We start from the raw sequence: 22,848 nt of genomic DNA on the forward strand, positions 1-22,848 counted from the left end.
GAATCCATAACGCCTGCGACCACCTTATCCGATGCGTCGAGATAGGTTCCGGATCAGCGTGCGATGCGAGCCGTCCGGAATGACGGACGAAAGAGCAGTCGCCTATTTCAGGATCAGCCGCACGGACCGCACTTCGCCGGCGCCATTGGAGACCTTCAGCAGCACCGACTTCTCGCCGTCCTTCTTCAACTGGTCGACGCGCTTGCGGATATCAGAAGCGCTGCTCACAGCCTCCTGCGCCACCTCGACAATAACGTCGCCGGCGCTGAGCTGCTTTCCGGCCGCGTCGGAATCCGCTTCCACATCGGTAACGACGACGCCCTTGACGCTGTCCTTGATTTTGTAGCGCGCCCGCAGATCCTTGCTCAGCGCCGCGAGATCGAGGCCGAGCGTCTTCTGCGTCACAGGCTTGTCGTCGCCCTCGGACCTGGTCTTGACCGACACGGGCGTGGCCTTGTCGTTATCCTCGAGGCGCGCCAGGGTCACTTTCCTGGTCTCTTCCTTGCCCTTGCGGATCAGGACGACGTTGACGGTCTTGCCGACGGCGGTGTCGGCCACGATGCGCGACAGGTCCCTCGGCTCCTTGATGTCCTTTCCATCGAAGACGATAACGACGTCGCCGGGTTCGATGCCGGCGGACTTGGCCGGCCCCTTGTCTTCAACCCCGGCCACCAGCGCCCCGCGCGCCGGTTTGATATTGAGGCTATCGGCGATTTCGTCGGTAACCTGCTGGATGCGGACCCCGAGCCAACCGCGCCGCAGTTCACCGAACTGCCGCAATTGATCGACGATGCCCGCAACCGTTTTCGACGGCACGGCGAAGCCGATGCCGATCGAGCCGCCTGACGGCGAGATGATCAAGGTGTTGACCCCCACGACCTCGCCGTCGAGGTTGAACAGCGGACCGCCGGAGTTGCCGCGGTTGATGGCGGCGTCGGTCTGGATGTAGCTGTCATAAGGGCCATTATTGATGTCGCGGTTGCGTGCTGAGACGATACCCGCGGTAACGGTGCCGCCGAGGCTGAACGGATTGCCGATGGCGATCACCCATTCACCGAGCCGCAGCTTATCGGAATCGCCGAACTTGACGGCCGTCAGCGGGTGCGGCGGCTTGAACTTCAGCACCGCAAGGTCGGTCTTCTTGTCGACGCCGACGATCTCCGCCTTCACCTTGGTGCCGTCGTTCAGGATGACATGGATCTCGTCGGAATCGGCGATGACGTGATTGTTGGTGACGACGACGCCCGCGGTGTCGACAATAAAACCGGAGCCGAGCGAGTTGGTCTTGTGCGGTTGCAGGCCGCCGCCCTTGCCGCCACGGCGGTTCTTGAAGAAATCGTCGAAGAATTCCTCGAACGGTGAGCCCGGCGGCAATTGCGGGATCGCCCGACGACCCTCACTCCCACCGTTCTTGGCTTCAACGGTCTGGGTCGTTGAGATATTGACCACCGCGTCGATCACCTTTTCCGCGACGTCGGCAATGCCATCCGGACCGCGGGCCAAGGCGGGCGCGGATATCAGGGCGCTCGCGACGCCGAGGCAAAGCGCGGCGAGCAGGGAACGCCGGCGAGGTCTCAACGCGGGGATCGCTCCGGTCATGTTCGAATCTCTCCTGGGAACGCATGTTGCCGCCCCCACAGTGCGCCCCAACATCACATCCGCGCAAGCGGCGGAAACAGCGTCCATCCGTCACCAGCGGCTCGATTACGGCGAAAAGCTGGCGCCGCCTTCACGATGCCGTTGCCAGGGGCAGGCTCTATGCCATGGCCGACGGATCAGCGGGTTTCCATCAAAACGCCAACCGCTTTAACGCCTGACCAGCCAGATCAGGATCAGCCCCACGACCGCCGAGCCGATGCCGATCATGCGCAAGACGTGTTCCGGCGAAGCGAGCGCGCTTTTCATGGCGCGCCGCGTCAAATCCGGGGCCGCGGCGAATAGGATGCCTTCGAGCACGAAGACAATACCAAGACCGATCAGGAAATCGGCGAAGGCGATCGAGCCCATCGGACGACGTCCCGACGTTTCGGCTACGGCTTCGGTGCGGATGCCGACGGCTTTCCGCCGATGTTCCCGAAGAAGCGGAAGAAATCGGAATCGGGCTTCAGCAGGAAGCGGGTGTCGCTGCCCTTCAAGCCGTTCTGATAGGCAGTCATCGAGCGGTAGAACGCAAAGAACGCCGGCGCCTGATTGTAGGCCGCGGCGAACAGCCGGTTGCGTTCGCCATCGCCCTGGCCGCGGATTTGTTCGGCCGCGGAATTGGCGTCGGCGATGATCACGGTCACCTCGCGATCGGCCTTGGCCCGAATCTCCTGCGCTTTCTGGCCACCCTGAGCGCGGAATTCGGCCGCCTCACGTTGCCGCTCGGTCTGCATGCGCTGATAGATCGCCTGGCTGTTCTGTTCCGGCAGATCGGCGCGTCTAATCCGGACGTCGACCACCGAGATACCGTATCCGGCGGCCTCCCTGTCGAGCTGGTCGCGGATGCGGCCCATCAGCAGTTCGCGCTCATCCCGCACGACCTGGATGAACGTTACCTCGCCGAGAACCCGGCGCAGCGATGCGTTGAGCAACGTCGTCAACTGGATATTGGCGGCCTGGACAGTGCCCACGCTCTGGTAAAATCGCAGCGCATCCTTGATGCGATAGCGCGCGAATGCATCGACGACGAGCCGCTTCTGATCCGAAGCGATGACTTCCTGCGACGCCTGTTCGAGGTCAAGAATTCGGTTATCGATCGAGATCACGGAATCGACGAACGGCGCCTTGAAATGCAATCCCGGTTCGGTGACGACGCGCACCGGTTCGCCGAGTCGCACCACCAACACCTGTTCGGTCTGGCTCACAGTGAACACCGAACTATATCCCACCACGAGCAAGGCCAGCCCGAGCAGCAGTCCGGCAATTCCCAAAACTCCGATTTTCATCGCGCGCTCCCGTTCGTCTTGGCGGGCTGGCTCGTGGTGCCGCCGCGCTGCGATGTCAATTCGTTCAACGGCAGGTACGGCACAATACCCGGCGATGACGATGAGCCGAGATCGTACACCAGCTTGTCGGCGTTCCCGAGCACATGCTCCATGGTCTCCAGGTAGATGCGCTCGCGCGTCACGTCAGGCGCCGCCTTGTAGGCTTCGTAAACCTGAAGGAACCGCGAACTCTGACCCTTGGCTTCGGCGATCGCCTGCTCCTTGTAACCTTCAGCGGCCTGCATGATCTGCGCCCCTCGCCCGCGCGCATCGGGAATGACGCGATTGGCGTAGGTCTGGGCTTCGTTCTGCAGCCGCTCGAGGTCGGAGCGCGCTGCCTGCACGTCGCGGAATGAATCGATGACCTGCGCGGGCGGGTCAACCTTCTGCATCTGCACCTGCTGGATCAGAACGCCGGCGCCGTACTGGTCCAGCGTCTTCTGCATCAGCTCCTGCACGGAGACTTCAATCTTGGTACGCTCGGAGGTCAGGATCGGTTGAATATCCGAACGTCCGACCAGCTCGCGCATCGCGCTTTCCGCCACGGCCTTGACGGTGCCTTCCGGGTTCTGGATGTTGAACAGGAAGTCACCAACTCCACCCGGCTTGATCCGCCACAACACGGTGAAATCGACGTCGACGATGTTTTCGTCGCCGGTCAGCATCAGGCTTTCCTCCGGCACATCGCGCATCGTGCTGGTGTTGCGCGCCGGATCCTGCGCCAGCGTCAAACCGATATTGAGGGTCGAGACGCGCAGCGCCTTCGGCAGTAATACGGTCTCGATCGGGTACGGCAGGTGATAGTTGAGGCCCGGCTGCACGGTCCGCACATGCTTGCCGAAGCGCAGGACCACGCCGAGTTCTTCCGATTGCACCCGGAAGAAGCCGGACATGCCCCAGATCACAATGGCGCCGATCAGGATCACCGCGATGCCCATGCCGCTCAGATGTCCGCCCGGCAGCAACTGCCGGATGCGTTCCTGAGCACGGCGCAGCAGATCCTCGAGATCGGGCGGCTTCGGCCCCCCCGCCGGTTGCGGGCCGGATCCCCATGGTCCTTTCGGACCAGAGCCCCACGGACCTCCGCTTTGATTCTTCCACGGCATCGATACTCTCCTCCGCGCGGATCCGGGCTTCGCAAACCCAGCCTCGCTCTGTCTGTTCGACCTTATAGGGGACGCACACGGCCCTTACAACGCGGCTTGTTGGCTGCAAGGAGCTATATCCGAACAGAAGATTGTCAATGTTAACGTTGCGGGGTACGATTACTGCGGCGTCCGACGGCGATATGTCACATAAGAATAGTCGCTGGTGTCGCCTGCTGCCGCCCCGTTTCGGCTCCGGTCGGTTTCGTGCCAGACTGACGGATCGATCGCGGGAAAAACGGCGTCGCCATCGATCTCGGCATGAACCTCCGTCACTTCGAGACGATCGGCCGCAGGCATTGTCGCAGCATAAATCTCCGCGCCGCCGATCACCGCGATCTCGGTGACCGAACGTCGCAGCGCATCCCCTCTTGCCACGATAAGGGCATCCGTCAGTGATCGCGTCACCACCGCCCCGATTGAAGCGAAGTCTGGATCGCGGGTGACGACGATATTGGTTCTCCCCGGCAACGGCCGGCGCAACGAGTCGAAGGTTTTGCGGCCCATCACGATCGGCTTGCCCATGGTGATGGCCTTGAATCGCTGCTGATCGGCGCGCAGCCGCCACGGGATCTCGTTGCCCCTCCCGATCACGCCGTTCTCAGCGGCCGCGACAATCAGGACCACTTCCAAACGTCGGGAGGCCGTCGCGATCACACCGCGACCTCGGCCTTGATGTGCGGATGGGGATCGTAGTTCTCGAGTTTGAAATCCTCGTAGCGGAATGCGAAGATATCCCTCACCTCGGGATTGATCGTCATCGTCGGCAGCGGACGCGTCGGCCGCGTGAGCTGAAGCCGCGCCTGGTCGAGGTGATTCGAATAGAGGTGCGCATCGCCGAGGCTGTGCACGAAGTCCCCGGGCTTGAACCCCGTGACCTGCGCGACCATCATCGTCAGCAACGCATAGGACGCGATGTTGAAGGGCACGCCCAGAAACACATCCGCCGAGCGCTGATAAAGCTGGCACGACAATTTTCCGTTGGCGACATAGAACTGAAACAGGCAGTGACACGGCGGCAGCGCCATCCTGTCGACATCGGCCGGATTCCAAGCGCTGACGATCAGCCGCCGCGAATCCGGATTGCGCCGGATCATGTCGACGACACTGGCGATCTGATCGATGCTGCGTCCGTCCGGCGCAGGCCATGAGCGCCACTGCGAACCGTAGACGGGGCCGAGATCGCCGTTGGCGTCCGCCCACTCATCCCATATCGAGACGCCGTTGTCTGTCAGGTACTTGATATTGGTATCGCCCTTCAGGAACCAGAGCAGTTCATGCACGATCGATTTGAGCGGAAGCTTCTTGGTGGTCAGCATCGGAAATCCGGATGCGAGATTGAAGCGCATCTGATGCCCGAAAATGGACAACGTTCCGGTCCCGGTGCGGTCATGTTTCTCCACACCGTCGCTGAGTATTCGTTCGAGCAGATCGTGGTACTGGTTCATGGCTTGGCGCTGCTGGACGGCTGAACCGAGCGCCTGACCCGTCTTCGGGTGGCGGCGACTGGAGCCTGCGGTTCATCTCAGAATGGATTCGCGCGGCCTCCCTGGCAAGACCGGCTGCGTCGTAAGGCTGCGGGACCGGGCGAGATTTCCCCGCTCAAATATGCCGCCAAGCATCTTTTTTCATCCGGGATTGAGGATTATATTGGGGTCGCCGGTTCGCCGGCTATGGAAATAAATGGCCGCCGTAATAAACCATTCGGACCCGGGGGCAGTACCCGGCGCCTCCACCAGAGCCCGACCCGGCTTTCGTTCTTTAAAACTGCGGGTTCCGGCGGGGGCGAAACAGGATCGACGAGGGCGTAAAGGGCTCGCTTTTTCCCGGTATGGTTCCGCCGTTATCGGGCTATGCAATAGTTGCAAACGACAACTATGCTCCGGTTGCTCAGGCTGCGTAACGCGGTTTGAAAGACCACTCTGAAGTCCTGATGGGTTAAGCTCCGTCAGGCGGGGTTCGGAGGCACCTGGCAACAGAAGCCTCCACTTTATCCATTCCACTCTCCGGCAAACCGGCGGCGAGAGTTTCACCGGCCGGACCCAACCGCTGCTGACCCGGCGAGATTGCCGGAGTATCATAGGCGGAGGGCGCGAGTCGGCTAAAGACATCCGCAACCAGATTTACGCAACCAGATTTGCACGATACCGCAGAAGCGACGAGACCAGCCGATGGCAACCGATCATATCCGCTACGATGTGCTTACGAGCGAGGCGATGCGCGGCGTTCTGCGTCGGGTGCTGACGGACGCCGCCGAACAGGGGTTGCCGGGTGAGCATCACTTTTTCATCACCTTCCTGTCGAAGGCCGACGGGGTGAAGATATCGTCCCGCCTTCTGGCGCAGTATCCTGAGGAAATGACCATCATTCTCCAGCACCAGTTCTGGGATCTGACGGTGAGCGAGGATCACTTCGAGGTCGGCCTGTCGTTCGGCGGCGTTCCCGAACGCCTGGTGGTTCCTTTCAACGCGATCAAGAGCTTTTTCGACCCGTCCGTCCAGTTCGGTCTGCAGTTCGAGCCGGCCGACACCGCGACAGCCAAGGCTGCCGAGCCCTCGGCAGCGCCTGCGCCGGAGGCCCTGGCCGTTCCGCAAGCTTCCGCCCCGCCCGCCGAGACCGAAGACAAGCCCAAGCCCGGCGCAGGCGCCGAGGTTGTCAGGCTGGACCGCTTCCGCAAGAAGTAGTGCGCGTTGCATTCGCCGAGTTGTCCCAATCCGCGGCGATGGGCTGGTTGCATTTGCCGTCGCCGCGCCGAGCACAACGGACTTGATCCATGGCTTCGTCATCACGCAGAGCAGCAACGCGCACGGAAACCGACAGCTTCGGCCCCATCGACGTCCAGGCCGACCGCTACTGGGGAGCCCAGACCGAGCGCAGCCGGCAGAACTTCCGTATCGGCGACGATCGTATGCCGATGCCGCTCATCCGGGCGCTTGGCATCGTCAAACTCGCAGCCGCGCAGACCAATCGCGAACTCGGCCTGCTCGACCGGCGGCGCGCGACCGCAATCATCCGCGCCGCGCGTGAAGTTATCGACGGCAAGCTCGACGATCATTTTCCGCTGGTGGTCTGGCAGACGGGCTCGGGCACCCAGACCAACATGAACCTCAACGAGGTGATCGCGAACCGCGCCAACGAACTGCTCGGCGGAGACCTTGGCGCCAAAAAGCCTGTTCATCCCAACGACCACGTCAATATGAGCCAGTCGTCGAACGACTCGTTTCCGACGGCCATGCACATCGCCGCGGCCCAAGGCATTACGTCCGACCTGGTTCCCGCTCTCGCCGCGCTGCTAAAGGCGCTGCGCAAGAAGGAAAAGGCGTTCGCTCGTATCGTCAAGATCGGCCGGACTCACACCCAGGACGCGACCCCGCTGACGCTCGGCCAGGAATTCTCCGGCTACGCGGCGCAGGTCGAGAGCGGCCTCTCGCGGCTTCGAGCCGTGCTGGAGGACCTCTACCCGCTGGCTCAAGGCGGAACCGCCGTCGGCACCGGGCTGAACTCGAAGCCGAAGTTTGCGAAGCTGTTCGCAAAGCACGCGGCGGCGCTGACGAAACTTCCATTCATCAGTGCGCCCAACAAATTCGAGGCGCTGGCTTCCAACGACGCCTATGTTTTTGCTCACGGAGCGATCAACGCGGTCGCAACCGGCCTGTTCAAGATCGCGAACGATATTCGCCTGCTGGGGTCCGGGCCACGTTCCGGCCTTGGAGAATTGATCCTTCCCGAAAACGAGCCCGGATCGTCGATCATGCCGGGAAAGGTCAATCCGACACAGTGCGAAGCGGTCACCATGGTTTGCTGCCGGGTGTTTGGAAACCAGGCCACGATTACCGTCGCCGGCAGCCAGGGTCACTTCGAACTCAACGTTTACAAGCCGGTTCTCGCCTATTGCATGGTCAACTCCATCCAATTGCTCAGCGACGTGGTGCGTTCCTTCACCGAGCACTGCATCGAGGGCATCCGCGCCGACGAGAAGCGGATCAGCGAGCTGATGCAACGCTCGCTGATGCTGGTTACGGCGCTCGCACCACGGATCGGTTACGATAACGCCGCAAAGGTCGCCAAAGCCGCCCACGCCCGCGGCACGACCCTGAAGGAGGAGGCTCAACGGCTGGGCTTCGTCACGGCCGCGGAGTTCGACCGGCTGGTGCAGCCTGACAAAATGACGCACCCCGGATGACGCCCCTTTAACGCCCTTCTCCGGATGCACTTTCCCGACCACGCCGGCCGGAAGGCCGACATTCTAAAAAACGACCTTTCCGAAATAGTTATGTTTCATATTCGTCTCTTGATTTAGCGAATATTTTCTATCACTGTTGCGGTGCATCATGGTAGGGCACGCATAGCCTCTTGTGCAGAGCGCGATATTTTCAGCTTTGCAGGTACGCGTTCCCGGCGTTTTTGAGATGGCGGAATCGGTCATGGGGGACGTGGTCAATCTGAACAGGCGGAGAAAACGCGCCGAACGGGAGCGCATGGCTGCGGTTGCCGACGCCAATCGCGCACGCTTCGGCCGACCCAAGGCGGAACGCGATCTCAACGAACAGCGGATGATTCGCGAGAAAAAGCTGCTCGATCAGCACCGCCTCGACGCCGAGGACGCACCATGAAATCGCCGGTGGTGAAACGATCGATCGTGGTGGCCGGCCACAAGACCAGCGTGAGCCTCGAGGAAGCGTTCTGGAACGGGATGAAAGAAATCTCGGGTCTCCGCGAGATGACGCTGTCCGAACTGGTCGGTGAGATCGACAGCAACCGTCAGCAGGGTAACCTCTCCTCGGCTATCCGCCTTTTCGTCCTGGACTACTTTCGAAGCCGCGCGGCCGCCTCGGAATCCGAGAACAGCCCCGGCGCCTGATGGCGGCATCGAATCCCGTCGACAACCCCCGTCCGTAAATCCTCTCCACAGGTCGTGTACTTCGGCCCGCTTGCGTCGGCGTAGGGGTAACGAAATACACTTAGGTTGTTTCCCGAATACCGGCGCTCGGCCTTTTCAGCTAGTTATATCTGCACCTCGATGATCCACACGGTGCCGATCGGAGGTGGGCCGCGGAAGATCACCTGCATGCCCGCGGGCGCGGTCCACCGATGGTCTGCAGTGTCGCTAGAGTCTGTTTTAGCTGCGTTGAACCAGACTCGTCGCATATCTTTTTGTTTGAGCATGATCTTTTCCGAAAACCGGTTTCCACTTTCGGGATCATGCTCCAACGCAATTCAAACCACCACGCGTCCGGTGAAATATCATCGTGCGCCGATGACGACGGCTGACAGATGACCATGCTTGCCGGAAACCAGATGGAGCCAACCATGCGAAACGATCAAAACGGCGATCAAAACGGCAAGCCAGGATCTTTACGCGAATATGCCGTCGTCAAACGATCGGTGGTCGTCGGCGGTCACAAGACCAGCGTGAGCCTTGAGGATGCATTCTGGATAGGCCTGAAAGACATCGCGATGCGGCGAGGCCTGACCCTTTCCACGCAGATCGCCTCGATCGACACCACTCGCAGGACCGGGAATCTGTCCTCGGCGATCCGCCTGTACGTGCTGGAGCATTTTCGTACGCGGGCGGCGAGCGCCATGTTCATCGGCGAACGCCAGACCCCGTCGACGCGACTTACACCGTTTGGCTCGGAAATAGCCGCGACACCCCCGGTTCTGACAGAACCTCGCTCCGACAAGTTCTCAGTCTAAAGTTTTCAAGTCTAAAGAGCCGGTCGCGCTGAGGCCGGCGGCCTCTGCACCAGCGGCTCTAGCGTTTTCGAGCGAAGCAGATCCTCGGTCAAGAACCTAGAGTCTGTTTTAACTGCATTGAATCAGACTCACCGCTTATCTTTTTGTTTGAGCATGATCTTTTCCGAAAACCTGTTTCCATCCCGGATCAAGTCCGGAGCAGGCTTTTTCGGGATCATGCTCTAGCGAGAGGCAGGTCTCGAAATCGGCGCAGGCCGGGTCTGGAACGGCCAAGGCAGACGCCCGAGCCATGGCAGCGCCGAGGCACTCGATGTCTGCGGCGCGGCGGCCGGACGCGGCGGGACAGCCAACCGCGCTTTCGCGCGAACCCGGCGTGGATCGCGCTTCGGCACGGGCGCGTTGGCGATGGCCACGTCATTCGTCGCCGATGGTTCGGCAGAAACATCAGCCGGTTCAACTGGAAGCGACGCCGTCACTGCTGGCGCCGGAGCGCTCATCGGGGCTTTCGCGCGAGACCATCGCGGATCACGCTTCGGTACGGGCGCGTTGGCGATGGGCACGTCATCCACCACCGACGGTTCGGCCGAAACCTCAGGTGCCGCAGCCGGAAGCGATGCCACCGCCGGCTCCGAAATGCTCATCCGGGCTTTCGCGCGAGACCACCGCGGATCACGTTTCGGCACGGGCGCATTAGCGATGGGCACGTCATCTGTCGCCGATGGTTCGGCGGAAACGTCAGGCGGTGCAGCCGGAAGCGATGCCGTCACTGCCGGCGGAGGCTCAGAAGGCGGCTTGGGTGGCGCCGCCATGCTTTGCTCCATCGAATCGAGCCTGCGGGTTTCGCGATCGATCGCCTTCAACGCAAGCCAGGAGGATAGCGCCGCAACATCCACGCTCGGACTGATCGTATCGGGCGACCCAGCCGCGAAGATCTGAATTTCCGGACGATCGTTTGCAGCCCCGACCGTGGTCGAGGCAAGGCCGGCGCGAATATCGACCTGATCCGCAGCGATGTCATAACCGCCGGAGACGATGGCGCGCGCGCCCTCACCTTCCAGAGCGGTTGCGCTGACGCGCACGCGGCCATCTTTCACGGTAAACGGAATTTGCACTGACGCGACAGCCAACGGATTCTCGGACAGAGACTGCTCCACGGTCTGTTGCAGTTTGGCGTCGTCCGACGGACCTCCCTCTCCTGCATTGATCGCAGCGTTGAACGCGTGCGGGTCAAGTCCTGGAATGCGGGCACGGTCGAGCGTGATGAGACCGTTGCCGGACAGGGCTCCCGACAGCGCGGTCGCACTGCGACCCTGACTCGCAAGCGTGATCTGCGCCGAGGCGCGGCCTGCAGGCATCGCCAGCTTGCCGTAGTGCAACGCCGGTCCGTCGACGTTCCTGAGTTGAACGTCCGCATTGAGGGCAACACCTTCGGCGGCTTGCCCTAGCTCGATACGCGCTGTGGCGTCTCCCTCGCCGATCTTCCCTTTCATCGCATCGAACGTCAGGGAATGGCCATCCCCTTTGACAATGCCTTTGACAGGCCGCAACTCAATGCCTCCCGGCAATACGCCGCGCAGCGCCTCGAATACGAGCTGACCGCGCCAACCTGCCGGCAGACCGGCACGCAGCGGCTCTGCGGTATCGTGGCGCGCGGTGCCGACAACGAATCCAAACGCCGAGGCCAGATCGAGCATGTCCATTCCGATCTCGCCCTCGACGACGTTTTCATTGCCGAAATTCACCGCAACGCGCCCGCGCATGTGGCTACCCGCCGCAGTGCCGTCGAGATCATGGAAGATCGCTTTGCTGCCGGCCAGCGTGACATGTGACGACAGGCTGACGTTCCGGGCGCGAGGATCGGATGACTTGAGATCCAGCAGCGGTCCGAGATCGAGGCGGCGCACTGCGAAATTGAGATCAGCCTTCCGATCCGATGACCATGGCTCCATCGTTCCTTTTATCTCGGCATCCAGATCCGTTCCCGACACCTTCGCATTCAGCCGTATCGGGGCATGCCATGCGCCCGTCGCTGTCGCCTTCAGCACGGCGCCATCGCCAACTGCGATCACGCGATCAAGACCGAGCAAGGCCGGCAAGGCTCCGCCTCGTTCCGCCGTCAGCTTCGTCCGGAGCGTAACCTCGCTTCGTGCCAATGCATCGAGATCGGCTGCGCGCAAATCCGCAAGCGAGGACGCCGCAGCCAGCGACAGCGTGCCTTTCAGTTGCGGCAGATCGACATCGAGCTTGGCGCTGGCTTCGACCTTGTTCTCATCGGCAGGGCTTTTATCGGCATTCAACGTGAGGTGAAACTGCGCGGCTCCTGCGGCTGCCGGCATCGCATCGAGTCGAGCCGCGACAGTCGGCGCCACCGGAGCAATCAGGCCCGTCACCTGTGCCATCGACGCCGACGTCGCATTCAACGTCAACCGGCCGGTTGCATTCACGCGGTCGAACGTGCCGGACCCCTCTATCGCAAGGCCTCCGGGCGAGCCGATTTTCAACTGCTCGAGCGAGATTGCCGTTGACCCATAGTTCAATCTGGCGATGAACGGACGCAACTCCTGCCCCGCCGATATCGCGTTTCCGACGTTCAATGCGAGGTGTCCTTCATCCGGCCAGCCGCTTTGCGGGCCAGCAATGGCGCGGATCAGGCTGGCCGCTGCATCGAGATCGAGACGATCCGCCTTGAGTTCGGCATCGAGGCGCGCCCCCTTCCCGGCCGTCGGATTGATAAACGCCAGTCCCCCTTCAACGCTGCCACCCTCGATATCAGCCTTGAACTGGTCCAAGGCGACATGGCCTGAATCGACATTCAAATTACCGCGCAGACGCAACGGCTTTTGGCTTTCGCGGGCGATTTTGTCTCGGCCTTGCAGCCAGCCGACAAAGGTATCTGGATCGGACGATTGAATGTCGAGCATACCGTTGAATTGGGTCGATTGCCCCGCCCGCGCCCCCTGATCGTCAAGCACCACCTGCGTTGCGCCGGGCGCGCGGAATTCCACTCGGCCGACGGCCCATGACGCAGCATCGCCGCGCAAGTCAATGCGGAAATTTTGTATCGGACGACTGCCCAGCATGATCTGGTCGGCACTGATCCCGATGTCAGCAGCCAGCGGAGCTGGCGGAATTTTGGCCAGAATACCCTGCAGCGTCGCCAACATCGTTGCGGGCGCGTCCTTGGCCGACAGACGATCCGCGTCGAGCTGACGTGCAAACAATTCGGCGTGAATCCGGGGCGATGCACCGAAACGAGCGTCGCCAACGCCTACGAGCTCCAGCGCAGCCTCGCCGGCACCGTAGCTCGCTTCGACCTGCTCCAGCCGCGCGCCGCTCGGGGCGGCCTTGGTCCTGGCCGATACGCGCCATGGTCTTTGAGACGGATCGCCGGAAAAATTCTTGGCGGCGGATTCGGCAGCGCCCGCCAGAGCTACGGTACCCTCGAAATGCGGCACGCGCTCATCGAATGACAGAATGCCGTCCAGATCGATCGATGCGGCGCGCATTCCGGGGTCGATCGTGACATGAACACGGCTGGCGTCGCCATCGCTCGCCGGTCCGGACGATATCCGAAATGGATAGCGCTCTCCTGACAGCACGAAATTGCCGTCGCCGCGAACGGCCGCTCCGGATCGCACGTCGCCGCTGAAAGCGATGTCGCTCAGTTCAAGCGTGGTGCGGCTGGCCGCATCATGAAGCGCCACGCGGCCCGTGAGGTTCAACCGGTCGATGGAAAGCGGATTGAACGACCGCGACAGGGGCCAATCGATCCTGCCGTCGCTATCGAGGCCGAGGTCAAGTGCCACGTCGTTGATCGTCACTTCGGTCGCGCGCCATTCTCCGCGCATCAGCGAACCCAGGCTGAATTCGACGCCAAGATTGCCGGCACGCACCTTGCCCGGATCATTCGAGCCCCCGACCACCACCGAGCGAAGCTGCAAGGACGGCGACGGCAGCAACCTGACGTCAAGCCCGCCCTCGATCCGAACCGGCGCACCGATCACGTGCGCCGCCTGCGCCTCGAACCGGGGCCGAAAGCGGTTCCAGTCGATCAAATACGGCCCGATCAGCGCGGCGACGAGCGCGACAATGACTGTGATCGCCAAGCCGAGCAGCGTAGTCTGCACGGTGTCTCCCCTTGAAACATTCCGGCAAAAATCGATTCCGCTTCGGTCGCGGTTCGGACGCGTGCCGGAGGCCCGAGACTGCCGTATCGATCCCGAGCCCGCAAGACCGGGCCAAACGAGCCGATCGACATCATATAATATGGCTAACTGTGGCGAAGTGGCAGCAACGACCGCATCGGTTCCCGCGGCAACGGGACTTTCACGTCGCGCCAGTGGAATAGGTTGATTGAAAACGGCCCGACAAATGCAGGAAACGAGAATGAAGTTCACGCCCCCCACTGATCCGGACCGTCAGCCGGACCTGTTTCAGTCATCCATCATGCGGATCGAGCCGGAGTGGATTGACTACAACGGCCATCTCAACATGGCCTATTACAATGTCCTGTTCGACCAGGCCATCGATCGGTTTTGGGTGGAGCTTGGCTTGGGGCCCGACTACATGGAGGCACGCAACGGCTCGACGTTCACCGCCGAGTGCCATGTGCGTTATCTCCGGGAAATTCATCTGGATGACCCGGTGCGGGTGTCCATTCTGCTGGTCGCCGCGGACGAAAAACGTCTGCATACCTTCGAGGAATTGCGGCACGCGACGGAAGGATGGCTGTCGGCAACCTCCGAAAACATGACCCTTCACGTCGATATGGCTGCTCGCAAGGTCGCGCCGTTTCCGCCTGACATCCGTGCGCGCGTTCAAGCCGTCGCTGATGCCCATAAACTCGCCATGCGGCCCGAGGGCATCGGCCGGCGAATCGCGATGCCCTCGCAGCCGCGTTAGGCCGGCGGCCGCCTACACTCCGGTGCGACGACCCCGCATAAATCCGACCACCGCCGATACCACGAGCAGGATCAACGCGATGAAAAAGATGATCTTGGCGATTTCAATCGAGGCGCCCGCGATACCGCCGAAGCCGAGGATACCGGCAATCAGCGCGATAATCAGAAACGTCACGACCCAGTTCAGCATGACTTGATCTCCGTGCTTTTTCGGCGCCCGCGCCTGAGAAAACAATCCGCCCTCGAAACAATAGTTCCCTGTCGGGAGGTGGAGGTTTTTGCGGAACAAAACTGCGATAGCTGGCGCGGATCGCGGGTGCCGGGCAGGAAAACCGATGCAAACCCGTCATCGTCCCTATATATCCACCCCATCCTGCTAAGAAGGCTCCCTTTCGCCGCCCCGCGGTGCCATCGTGGGGAGAAGACGATTCGCATGACCGAGCCGAACAGACTGATTCGTGACGTTCCCGAGCACCGACCTGCCGCCGGTGGCATTGCCGCGCGCGCGCGGGCGGCGGCAGCACCGTCGTATCTTGCCGGGCTCAATCCGGAACAACGCGACGCGGTGGAAACACTGGACGGGCCTGTTCTGGTGCTGGCCGGTGCGGGCACCGGGAAGACCCGCGTGCTGACGACCCGCATCGCGCATATCCTCAGCCAGGGCCGCGCTCGCCCCGGCGAAATCCTCTCGGTCACCTTCACCAACAAGGCCGCGCGCGAGATGAAGCAGCGGCTTGGCCAGATGCTCGGCCAAGCCGTGGAAGGCATGCCGTGGCTCGGCACCTTTCATTCCATCGGCGGCAGGATTCTGCGCGCACACGCGGAACTTGTGCAGCTCAAGTCCAATTTCACCATCCTCGATGTGGACGACCAGATCCGCCTGCTCAAACAGCTTCTGCAAGCCGACAACGTGGACGACAAGCGCTGGCCGGCGCGGATGCTCGCGGGATTGATCGACGGCTGGAAGAATCGCGGCCTGACGCCGGCCCAGGTGCCCTCGGGCGAAGCGGCCGTGTTCGGCAACGGTCGCGGCGGCAAGCTCTACGCCGCCTATCAGGCGCGGCTGAAAATCCTCAATGCCGCGGATTTCGGCGATCTGCTTCTGGAGAACATCCGCCTGTTCCGCGAACATCCGGATGTGGTGCGGCAATACCAGAACCGCTTCAAATTCATCCTCGTCGACGAGTATCAGGACACGAACGTCGCGCAATATCTGTGGCTGCGATTGCTGTCGCAAGCGCCGACACGCACTCCACTTCCCTCTCCCCTTGCGGGAGAGGGTGCTGAGCCGCAAAGCGGCGAAGCGGGTGAGGGGTCGCTGTCCGCAGCCAATCACCCCTCACCCGGCTCGCTGCGCTCGCCACCCTCTCCCGCAAGGGGAGAGGGTTCGTCAGCACCGATCGAAACTCTGCGACAGAAAAACATCTGCTGCGTCGGCGACGACGACCAGTCGATCTACGGCTGGCGCGGCGCCGAGGTCGACAACATCCTGCGCTTCGAGCACGATTTTCCCGGCGCCAAGGTGATCCGTCTGGAGCGCAACTATCGCTCCACCGGTCATATTCTCGCCGCCGCCTCGCATCTGATCGCACATAACGAAGGCCGTCTTGGCAAGACGCTGCGCACCGAGGACGTCGATGGCGAGAAGGTCACCGTCACGGGGTCCTGGGACTCCGAGGAGGAAGCCCGCGCCATCGGCGAGGAGATCGAACAGCTTCAGCGCGCCGGCGAGAAGCTGAACGAGATTGCGATTCTGGTGCGCGCCTCGTTCCAGATGCGCGAATTCGAAGACCGCTTCATCACGCTCGGCCTGTCCTATCGCGTCATCGGTGGCCCGCGCTTCTACGAACGCGCCGAAATCCGCGACGCGCTCGCCTATCTGCGCGTCATCAACTCCCCGGCCGACGATCTCGCCTTCGAGCGCATCGTCAACGTGCCCAAACGCGGCCTGGGCGAGGCCACAGTGCAGATGCTGCACGAGATTGCCCGCAAGCGGCGCATCCCGCTCAGCGAGGCCGCCCGCGCCGTCGTCGAGACCGACGAGATGAAGCCGAAAGCGCGCGGCTCGCTGCGCGCCTTGCTCGACTGCTTCGATCGCTGGCGCGCGCAGCGCGACACCATGCGGCACACCGAGCTTGCCGAGATCGTGCTCGACGAAAGCGGTTACACCGAGATGTGGCAGAAGGACCGCTCGGCCGACGCCGCGGGCCGGCTGGAGAACCTGAAAGAACTGGTGCGCTCGATGGAGGAATTCGAGAACCTGCAGGGCTTTCTCGAACACATCTCGCTGGTGATGGATCGCGAAGGCGGCGCGGATGAGGATGCCGTCTCCCTCATGACACTGCATTCCGCCAAGGGACTCGAATTCGACAACGTCTTTCTGCCCGGCTGGGAGGAAGGACTGTTTCCGCATCAGCGCGCGCTGGATGAGCAGGGACGCGCCGGCCTCGAGGAAGAACGCCGGCTCGCCCATGTCGGCCTGACTCGGGCACGCCGTCGCGCAAAACTCTACTTCGCCACCAACCGGCGCATTCATGGCTCATGGTCGACGACGATCCCCTCACGCTTTCTCGACGAACTGCCCGCGCAAAATGTCGAGATCACGGAATCGAAGGGCGGCTCGGGCTGGGGCGGAACGGGCGGCTATGGCCCCTCGCGCTTCGACAATATGGAGTCCTTCGGCTCGAGCTATGCGACGCCCGGCTGGCAGCGCGCACAGGCCAACCGCGGCCGCGGCGGCTTCAACGAGGCCGGCGCGGCATATGCCGGCAGGTCGAATGCGAAGCGCGCACCGGTCACCATCGAAGGCGAACTGGTCGCCAAGTCCAGCGGCACAACGTCCGCCTTTTCAACGGGCGACCGGGTCTTTCACCAGAAATTCGGCTACGGCAAGGTGACGCGGATCGACGGCAACAAGCTGACCATCGCCTTCGACAAAGCCGGCGAAAAAAAGGTGGTCGATAGTTTCGTGGAGCGGGTGTAGCGATTGCGAAACAACACGCACGTTCCTATCTGTTGACCCGCGTTCTCCATCGTCCTGCCATCGCGCCGCGATAACCAGTCTTCGTTCCTGTTCCGCCCGTTCACAGCGTGTCAGCCCGCATGTCGCCTATTATTTCCGTTTCTGGCCTGTCGAAGACCTACGCCTCCGGGTTCACAGCGCTGAAATCGATCAATCTCGGCATCAAACCGGGCGAGATTTTCGCACTGCTTGGTCCCAACGGCGCGGGCAAGACGACGCTCATCAACATCATCTGCGGCATCGCGAACGCATCAAGCGGAGAGGTGCTGGTCGATGGCCACGACATCCGGCGCGACTATCGGACGACCCGCTCGCTGATCGGCCTCGTGCCGCAGGAACTGCACACCGACGCGTTCGAAACGGTCTGGGCCACGGTCAGTTTCAGCCGCGGGCTGTTCGGAAAGCCGAAGAACCCGGCTCACATCGAGAAGGTTTTGAAGGACCTGTCGCTGTGGGACAAGAAGGACAGCAAGATCGTCACGCTGTCCGGCGGCATGAAGCGGCGCGTGATGATTGCGAAGGCGCTGTCGCACGAGCCGCAGATCCTGTTTCTCGACGAGCCGACCGCGGGCGTCGATGTCGAACTGCGCAAAGCGATGTGGGACGTGGTGCGAACGCTGCGGGCTTCGGGCGTCACGATTATTCTGACAACGCATTACATCGAAGAGGCCGAAGAGATGGCCGATCGCGTCGGCGTCATCAACAGGGGAGAAATCATCCTGGTCGAGGAAAAGGCCGCATTGATGCAGAAGCTCGGCCAAAAGCGGCTGAAACTGCATCTTCAGGGCAAGATCGACGCCGTGCCGACGCCGTTGGCGGCTTACAACCTCGAGCTTGCGGGAGACGGCACCGAGTTGATCTATACCTACGACACCCGAAGCGAGCATACCGGAATCACCAGCCTGCTGAGCGACCTCCGGGCCGCCGGCATCAGGTTTTCCGACCTCGACACCACCCAGAGTTCGCTGGAAGAAATCTTCGTCAGCCTGGTGAGGGCCTGACATGAACTTCGAGGCCGTGAAAGCAATCTACCGTTTTGAGATGGCGCGAACCTGGCGCACACTGCTGCAAAGCATCGTCTCTCCGGTGGTGTCGACCTCGCTCTATTTCGTGGTGTTCGGGGCGGCGATCGGCTCGCGCATCACAGAAGTCGAAGGCGTCAGCTACGGCACCTTCATCGTGCCGGGGCTGGTGATGCTGTCGGTGCTGACGCAAAGCATCACCAATGCATCGTTCGGCATCTATTTCCCGAAGTTCATCGGCACCATCTACGAGATCCTGTCAGCGCCGGTATCCTATTTCGAAATCGTGCTGGGCTATGTCGGAGCGGCCGCGACCAAGTCGATCATCCTCGGCCTGATTATCCTGGCGACCGCGGGCCTGTTCGTGCCGCTGCACATCCAGCATCCGGTATGGATGCTGTTGTTCCTGGTGCTCACCTCAGTGACCTTCAGCCTTTTCGGTTTCATCATCGGCATCTGGGCCGACGGTTTCGAGAAGCTACAAATGATTCCAATGCTGATCATCACGCCGCTGACATTCCTCGGCGGCAGCTTCTATTCAATCGGCATGCTGCCGCAAAGCTGGCAGACGGTCGCGCTGTTCAATCCGGTCGTTTATCTCATCAGCGGCTTCCGCTGGAGTTTCTACGAGATCGCCGACGTCAGCCTGTCCGTCAGCATGGGCATGACGCTGAGTTTTCTCGTGATCTGCATGACGGTTGTGTGGTGGATTTTCAAATCCGGCTATCGGCTGAAAAGCTGAGCCACGCTTGATGCGGATCACAAAGGGCGCGGCCCGGTTGCTCCCGGACCGCCCGCCTTGCGTTGCAGGACGTATTTATCGGCGGTAGCAGTGATAATGCCCATGCTTCCAGTAACCGCGGCATCGATGGTGGTGGTGATGATCTGGGATGCCGAGCACGCCCTTGACGCCACCGACCGCACCGCCGACGCCGGCGCCGATTGCGCCGCCGATCGCACCGCCGACCGGACCAGCCGCACGACTGCCTTCACGCGCACCCTGGTTCGCGCCACGCTCCATGCCGCCAAACACGCCTTGTGCGTGCGCCAGATGCGGAATGGAAACGAGGGCCAGCGCGGCGGCCGCGGCCACCGCCGCGAACTGAATCCGGATAGAAGCTGTCATCGGCAATGCTGCGATTCTGGTCTTCATGTGTGCCTACATCCTCTGCTGGTTCGGCCGCGAACGGGCCATGATCAAAACGGATCGGGATGAATATAACGCAATCGTGTTCCAAAAGTTCCGAACCGCGGGGGTGGCGGTCGCTTGCTGCCGAACTCCTTGTCCATAGGGCTTTTTGATTTTCGCGCGCTGTCTCGGCCCTGGTTATGCCGTTTCGACATTTAACGATGACGAAATCCGCTACTGGAAGCAGAACCGTTTTGAGCGCATATAAGAGACGGGGATTTCAGGCTGCATCCGAGGCCCAGGTACATGCGTATGTTTTGTATTCCCGTCGCCGGTCTGCTGCTTCTTGGCGCGGTCAGCGTGGCGCAGGCGAAGGTGTCGATCCTTGTCGACAAGGACAATCAGAAAATGACCGTCTCCGTCGATGGCGTCGAGCGCTATCATTGGCCGGTGTCGAGCGGAAATCCGTCTCACGAAACCCCGAACGGCCGCTTCCAGACCTTCCGCATGGAAGCCGACCATTTCTCCAAGGAGTTCGACGACGCGCCGATGCCGCACTCGATCTTCTTCACCAAGGCCGGTCATGCCATCCACGGCACGTTTTCCGAAGGCAGTCTCGGCAGTCCCGTCTCGCATGGCTGTGTGCGCATCTCGCGCGCCAATGCATCGACCCTCTATGCGCTGGTCCGGAAAGAAGGCGTCCTCAATACAACCGTCACGCTGACCGGATCGTCCCGTGTCGCGCTGGCGCGCAATCCCCGTGGCAAGCGCAAAACCGATGTCGCCCGCCATAATCCGCCGGCGGACGATCAGTCTTATGACAATGCCGGAAATCCGATCGAACTGACGCCGGGACAGATTGCGCCAACTCAGCAGCCGCAGGCCGCCATTCGCGGCGACGACGGCTATATCTACCCGGCCGACGGCAGTTCCAGCGATCAGCGCTATCCTGCGCCGCGCAGTTCTCGCCGTCTCCGCGATGCGCAGAACGTTCCCCGGCGGCAGCAATATTACTACAGCGATCAAGCCGATTACGGTTATGCGCAGCCCTATCCGCCGCAGGTTTACGCGCCGCAGCCCTATCGGCCTCGCGGCCTTTTCACGGACTTCGGCGACTGACCGACGAGACGACGTCCCCGTAGCAGTCGAAGCGGATCATGCCGGACACCGACGTCGTCATCATCGGCGCAGGCCATAACGGGCTCACCTGCGCGGCCTATCTTGCGATGGCCGGACTGCGGGTCAGGATCGTGGAACGGCGCAAGGTGGTGGGCGGCGCTGCGGTGACCGAGGAATTTCATCCCGGATTCCGCAATTCGGTCGCGGCTTACACTGTCAGCCTGCTCAATCCGAAGGTCATCGCCGACTTGCGGCTGCACGACCACGGCCTGCGGATCGTCGAACGCCGCGCCCAGAACTTTTTGCCCGCGCCCGACGGTCGGTACCTCCTCACCGGCGAAGGCCGCACCGCGGCCTCGGTCGCCCGCCTGAGCCAACGGGACGCGGTCGCGATCGGCGAATTCATGCGCGAACTGGACGAAATCGCCGACGTGATCCGGCAGTTCGTGCTGCGCGCTCCGCCCAACCTTGTTGAAGGGTTCAGCATCAACACCGCGCATGAGTTCGTCAATGCCGTCGGCACGGCGGGCATCCTGCGCGGCCTGTCGCTGGAGCAGCAGCGCAACCTGCTCGACCTGTTTGCGCGATCGGCCGGGGACATGCTCGACGAGCGCTTCGAAACCGATCTGGTCAAGGCGCTGTTCGGCTTCGACGCCATCGTCGGCAACTATGCGAGCCCCTACGCGGCAGGCTCTGCCTATGTGATGCTGCACCATGCTTTCGGAGAGGTGAACGGCAAGAAGGGGGTCTGGGGTCACGCAATCGGCGGCATGGGCGCGATCACCCAGGCCATGGCAGCGGCCGCCCGTGCGCATGGCGCCGAGATTGAAACCGGAGTCGGCGTCAGCGAAGTCGTTGTCGAGCGCGGCCGCGCGGCGGGCGTGATCCTCGACGACGGACGAACGATCCGTGCAAGATATGTCGCGGCAAACGTCAACCCGAAGCTGCTCTATACCCGGCTATTGCCCGCCGGCTCCCTGTCTCCCGCCTTCTTCAACCGCATCAAGAACTGGCGCAATGGCTCCGGAACGTTCCGGATGAACGTGGCGCTCTCCGCCCTGCCCTCGTTCTCCGCGTTGCCGGGCAAGGGCGACCATCTCAGCGCCGGCATCATCATCGCGCCCGGCCTCGGCTACATGGACCGCGCCTGGGAGGATGCGCGCCGGTTCGGCTGGAGCCGCGAACCGGTAGTGGAGGTTCTGATCCCATCCGTGATCGATGATTCACTCGCCCCGTCCGGCCGCCATGTCGCGAGCCTGTTCTGCCAGCATGTCGCGCCGCAATTGCCTGACGGCGCGTCCTGGGACGATTGCCGCGACCAGGTCGCCGACCTCATGATCGCAACCGTCGATCGCTACGCGCCGGGCTTTGCCGCCAGCGTGATCGGCCGGCAGATCCTGTCACCGCTCGACCTCGAACGCGAATTCGGACTGCTGGGCGGCGACATTTTCCACGGCGCGCTGGCGCTGAACCAGTTGTTCTCCGCCCGTCCGATGCTGGGGCACGCCGACTACCGGGGACCGCTGAAGGGTCTCTATCATTGCGGCTCCGGCGCGCATCCCGGCGGCGGCGTCACCGGCGCGCCCGGCCATAACGCAGCGCGCACGATCCTGCGCGATCACCGGGCGCCGTTCGCTCGCCGGTGACGGCTCAAGCAACCAACAGTGCGTAAATGAATACCGCCGGCGTCAGCCCGAGCACGATGGCGCTGACAACAAACGCCCATATGATGTCCTCGGCCGCGATCCCGGACATTCCTTCCGCCGGTTCGACCTCGCCGATGTTTTGCGATTCCATGACGCCCCCGCGTTCTGCCTGGGAAGCATCGATATCGGTCAACCTCTAAA

At 62.1% G+C, this 22,848-nt stretch carries 21 protein-coding genes and 1 other RNA gene; 12 read left to right on the forward strand and 10 right to left on the reverse strand.

Annotated features, from left to right (window positions below):
- Positions 1–102: 102 nt before the first annotated feature.
- From BGO16_RS14890 to BGO16_RS14915, 6 genes are all read right to left on the reverse strand, one after another.
- Positions 103–1,599: a Do family serine endopeptidase gene (locus BGO16_RS14890; protein ID WP_292619639.1), complete on the reverse strand. Its 1,497-nt coding sequence runs from the start codon at positions 1,597–1,599 to the stop codon at positions 103–105.
- Positions 1,600–1,806: 207 nt separating this feature from the next.
- The gene (locus BGO16_RS14895) at positions 1,807–2,007 is read right to left on the reverse strand and encodes a DUF2065 domain-containing protein (RefSeq protein ID WP_292619641.1); all 201 of its coding nucleotides are present in this window, start codon (positions 2,005–2,007) and stop codon (positions 1,807–1,809) included.
- A gap of 23 nt (positions 2,008–2,030) precedes the next feature.
- Positions 2,031–2,927: a protease modulator HflC gene (locus BGO16_RS14900; RefSeq protein ID WP_292619643.1), complete on the reverse strand. Its 897-nt coding sequence runs from the start codon at positions 2,925–2,927 to the stop codon at positions 2,031–2,033.
- The gene (hflK, locus tag BGO16_RS14905; RefSeq protein WP_292619645.1) at positions 2,924–4,072 is read right to left on the reverse strand and encodes an FtsH protease activity modulator HflK; all 1,149 of its coding nucleotides are present in this window, start codon (positions 4,070–4,072) and stop codon (positions 2,924–2,926) included. Before hflK ends, BGO16_RS14900 begins: the two co-directional genes overlap by 4 nt.
- A 159-nt stretch (positions 4,073–4,231) precedes the next feature.
- A complete protein-coding gene (locus BGO16_RS14910; protein ID WP_292619743.1) occupies positions 4,232–4,744 on the reverse strand; it encodes a dihydrofolate reductase in 513 nt (170 codons plus the stop codon).
- Between the two features lie 20 nt (positions 4,745–4,764).
- Positions 4,765–5,559: a thymidylate synthase gene (locus tag BGO16_RS14915; protein ID WP_292619647.1), complete on the reverse strand. Its 795-nt coding sequence runs from the start codon at positions 5,557–5,559 to the stop codon at positions 4,765–4,767.
- Positions 5,560–5,730: 171 nt separating this feature from the next.
- On the opposite strand from BGO16_RS14915, the gene ssrA reads away from it, so the two are divergent.
- The 6 genes from ssrA to BGO16_RS14945 all read left to right on the forward strand — a co-directional run bounded on the left by ssrA (position 5,731) and on the right by BGO16_RS14945 (position 9,808).
- Positions 5,731–6,101, forward strand: a transfer-messenger RNA (tmRNA) gene (gene ssrA, locus BGO16_RS14920).
- Between the two features lie 181 nt (positions 6,102–6,282).
- On the forward strand, positions 6,283–6,795 hold the full coding sequence (locus tag BGO16_RS14925; protein ID WP_292619649.1) for a ClpXP protease specificity-enhancing factor SspB: 513 nt from the start codon (positions 6,283–6,285) through the stop codon (positions 6,793–6,795).
- Between the two features lie 89 nt (positions 6,796–6,884).
- Positions 6,885–8,294 (forward strand): class II fumarate hydratase, encoded by a 1,410-nt coding sequence (gene fumC / locus BGO16_RS14930; protein WP_292619651.1) that lies wholly within the window; start codon positions 6,885–6,887, stop codon positions 8,292–8,294.
- 241 nt (positions 8,295–8,535) lie between these two features.
- Positions 8,536–8,724, forward strand: a complete 189-nt coding sequence (locus tag BGO16_RS14935; protein WP_292619745.1) for a DUF4169 family protein — start codon at positions 8,536–8,538, stop codon at positions 8,722–8,724.
- Entirely contained in the window at positions 8,721–8,972 is a 252-nt protein-coding gene (locus BGO16_RS14940) for a ribbon-helix-helix domain-containing protein (protein ID WP_292619653.1), read from the forward strand. The genes BGO16_RS14935 and BGO16_RS14940 overlap by 4 nt, the downstream gene beginning before the upstream one ends.
- 437 nt (positions 8,973–9,409) lie before the next feature.
- The gene (locus BGO16_RS14945; RefSeq protein WP_292619747.1) at positions 9,410–9,808 is read left to right on the forward strand and encodes a ribbon-helix-helix domain-containing protein; all 399 of its coding nucleotides are present in this window, start codon (positions 9,410–9,412) and stop codon (positions 9,806–9,808) included.
- A 221-nt stretch (positions 9,809–10,029) separates the two neighbouring features.
- Here BGO16_RS14945 and BGO16_RS14950 read toward each other — a convergent pair whose 3' ends face one another.
- Positions 10,030–13,935 carry an AsmA family protein gene (locus BGO16_RS14950; RefSeq protein ID WP_292619655.1) on the reverse strand — a complete coding sequence of 1,302 codons (3,906 nt, stop codon included), beginning with the start codon at positions 13,933–13,935 and terminating at the stop codon, positions 10,030–10,032.
- Between the two features lie 259 nt (positions 13,936–14,194).
- Here BGO16_RS14950 and BGO16_RS14955 point away from each other — a divergent pair, with 259 nt between their 5' ends.
- Positions 14,195–14,710: a thioesterase family protein gene (locus tag BGO16_RS14955; RefSeq protein WP_292619657.1), complete on the forward strand. Its 516-nt coding sequence runs from the start codon at positions 14,195–14,197 to the stop codon at positions 14,708–14,710.
- Positions 14,711–14,722: 12 nt separating this feature from the next.
- Here the strand turns inward: BGO16_RS14955 and BGO16_RS14960 are convergent, their stop codons facing one another.
- Positions 14,723–14,899 (reverse strand): DUF1328 domain-containing protein, encoded by a 177-nt coding sequence (locus tag BGO16_RS14960; RefSeq protein ID WP_292619659.1) that lies wholly within the window; start codon positions 14,897–14,899, stop codon positions 14,723–14,725.
- 243 nt (positions 14,900–15,142) lie between these two features.
- On the opposite strand from BGO16_RS14960, the gene BGO16_RS14965 reads away from it, so the two are divergent.
- The 3 genes from BGO16_RS14965 (at position 15,143) to BGO16_RS14975 (ending at position 19,495) form a co-directional block, all read left to right on the forward strand.
- Entirely contained in the window at positions 15,143–17,692 is a 2,550-nt protein-coding gene (locus BGO16_RS14965; RefSeq protein ID WP_292619661.1) for a UvrD-helicase domain-containing protein, read from the forward strand.
- A 119-nt stretch (positions 17,693–17,811) separates the two neighbouring features.
- Positions 17,812–18,732, forward strand: coding sequence for an ABC transporter ATP-binding protein (locus BGO16_RS14970; RefSeq protein ID WP_292619663.1), 921 nt, complete (start codon positions 17,812–17,814; stop codon positions 18,730–18,732).
- Between the two features lies 1 nt (position 18,733).
- Positions 18,734–19,495, forward strand: coding sequence for an ABC transporter permease (locus BGO16_RS14975; protein WP_292619665.1), 762 nt, complete (start codon positions 18,734–18,736; stop codon positions 19,493–19,495).
- Between the two features lie 75 nt (positions 19,496–19,570).
- Here BGO16_RS14975 and BGO16_RS14980 read toward each other — a convergent pair whose 3' ends face one another.
- A complete protein-coding gene (locus BGO16_RS14980) occupies positions 19,571–19,906 on the reverse strand; it encodes a hypothetical protein (RefSeq protein ID WP_292619667.1) in 336 nt (111 codons plus the stop codon).
- A gap of 282 nt (positions 19,907–20,188) precedes the next feature.
- On the opposite strand from BGO16_RS14980, the gene BGO16_RS14985 reads away from it, so the two are divergent.
- Both BGO16_RS14985 and BGO16_RS14990 read left to right on the forward strand, forming a co-directional pair.
- The gene (locus tag BGO16_RS14985) at positions 20,189–21,001 is read left to right on the forward strand and encodes a L,D-transpeptidase (RefSeq protein WP_292619669.1); all 813 of its coding nucleotides are present in this window, start codon (positions 20,189–20,191) and stop codon (positions 20,999–21,001) included.
- Between the two features lie 38 nt (positions 21,002–21,039).
- Complete coding sequence (locus tag BGO16_RS14990; protein WP_292619671.1) at positions 21,040–22,647, forward strand: NAD(P)/FAD-dependent oxidoreductase; 1,608 nt, start codon at positions 21,040–21,042, stop codon at positions 22,645–22,647.
- 4 nt (positions 22,648–22,651) lie between these two features.
- On the opposite strand, the gene BGO16_RS14995 is transcribed toward BGO16_RS14990, so the two are convergent.
- Positions 22,652–22,798, reverse strand: coding sequence for a hypothetical protein (locus BGO16_RS14995; protein ID WP_292619673.1), 147 nt, complete (start codon positions 22,796–22,798; stop codon positions 22,652–22,654).
- Between the last annotated feature and the right edge of the window lie 50 nt (positions 22,799–22,848).

Origin of the sequence: Nitrobacter sp. 62-23 (genome assembly GCF_001897285.1) — a bacterium.
Taxonomy (GTDB): domain Bacteria; phylum Pseudomonadota; class Alphaproteobacteria; order Rhizobiales; family Xanthobacteraceae; genus Nitrobacter.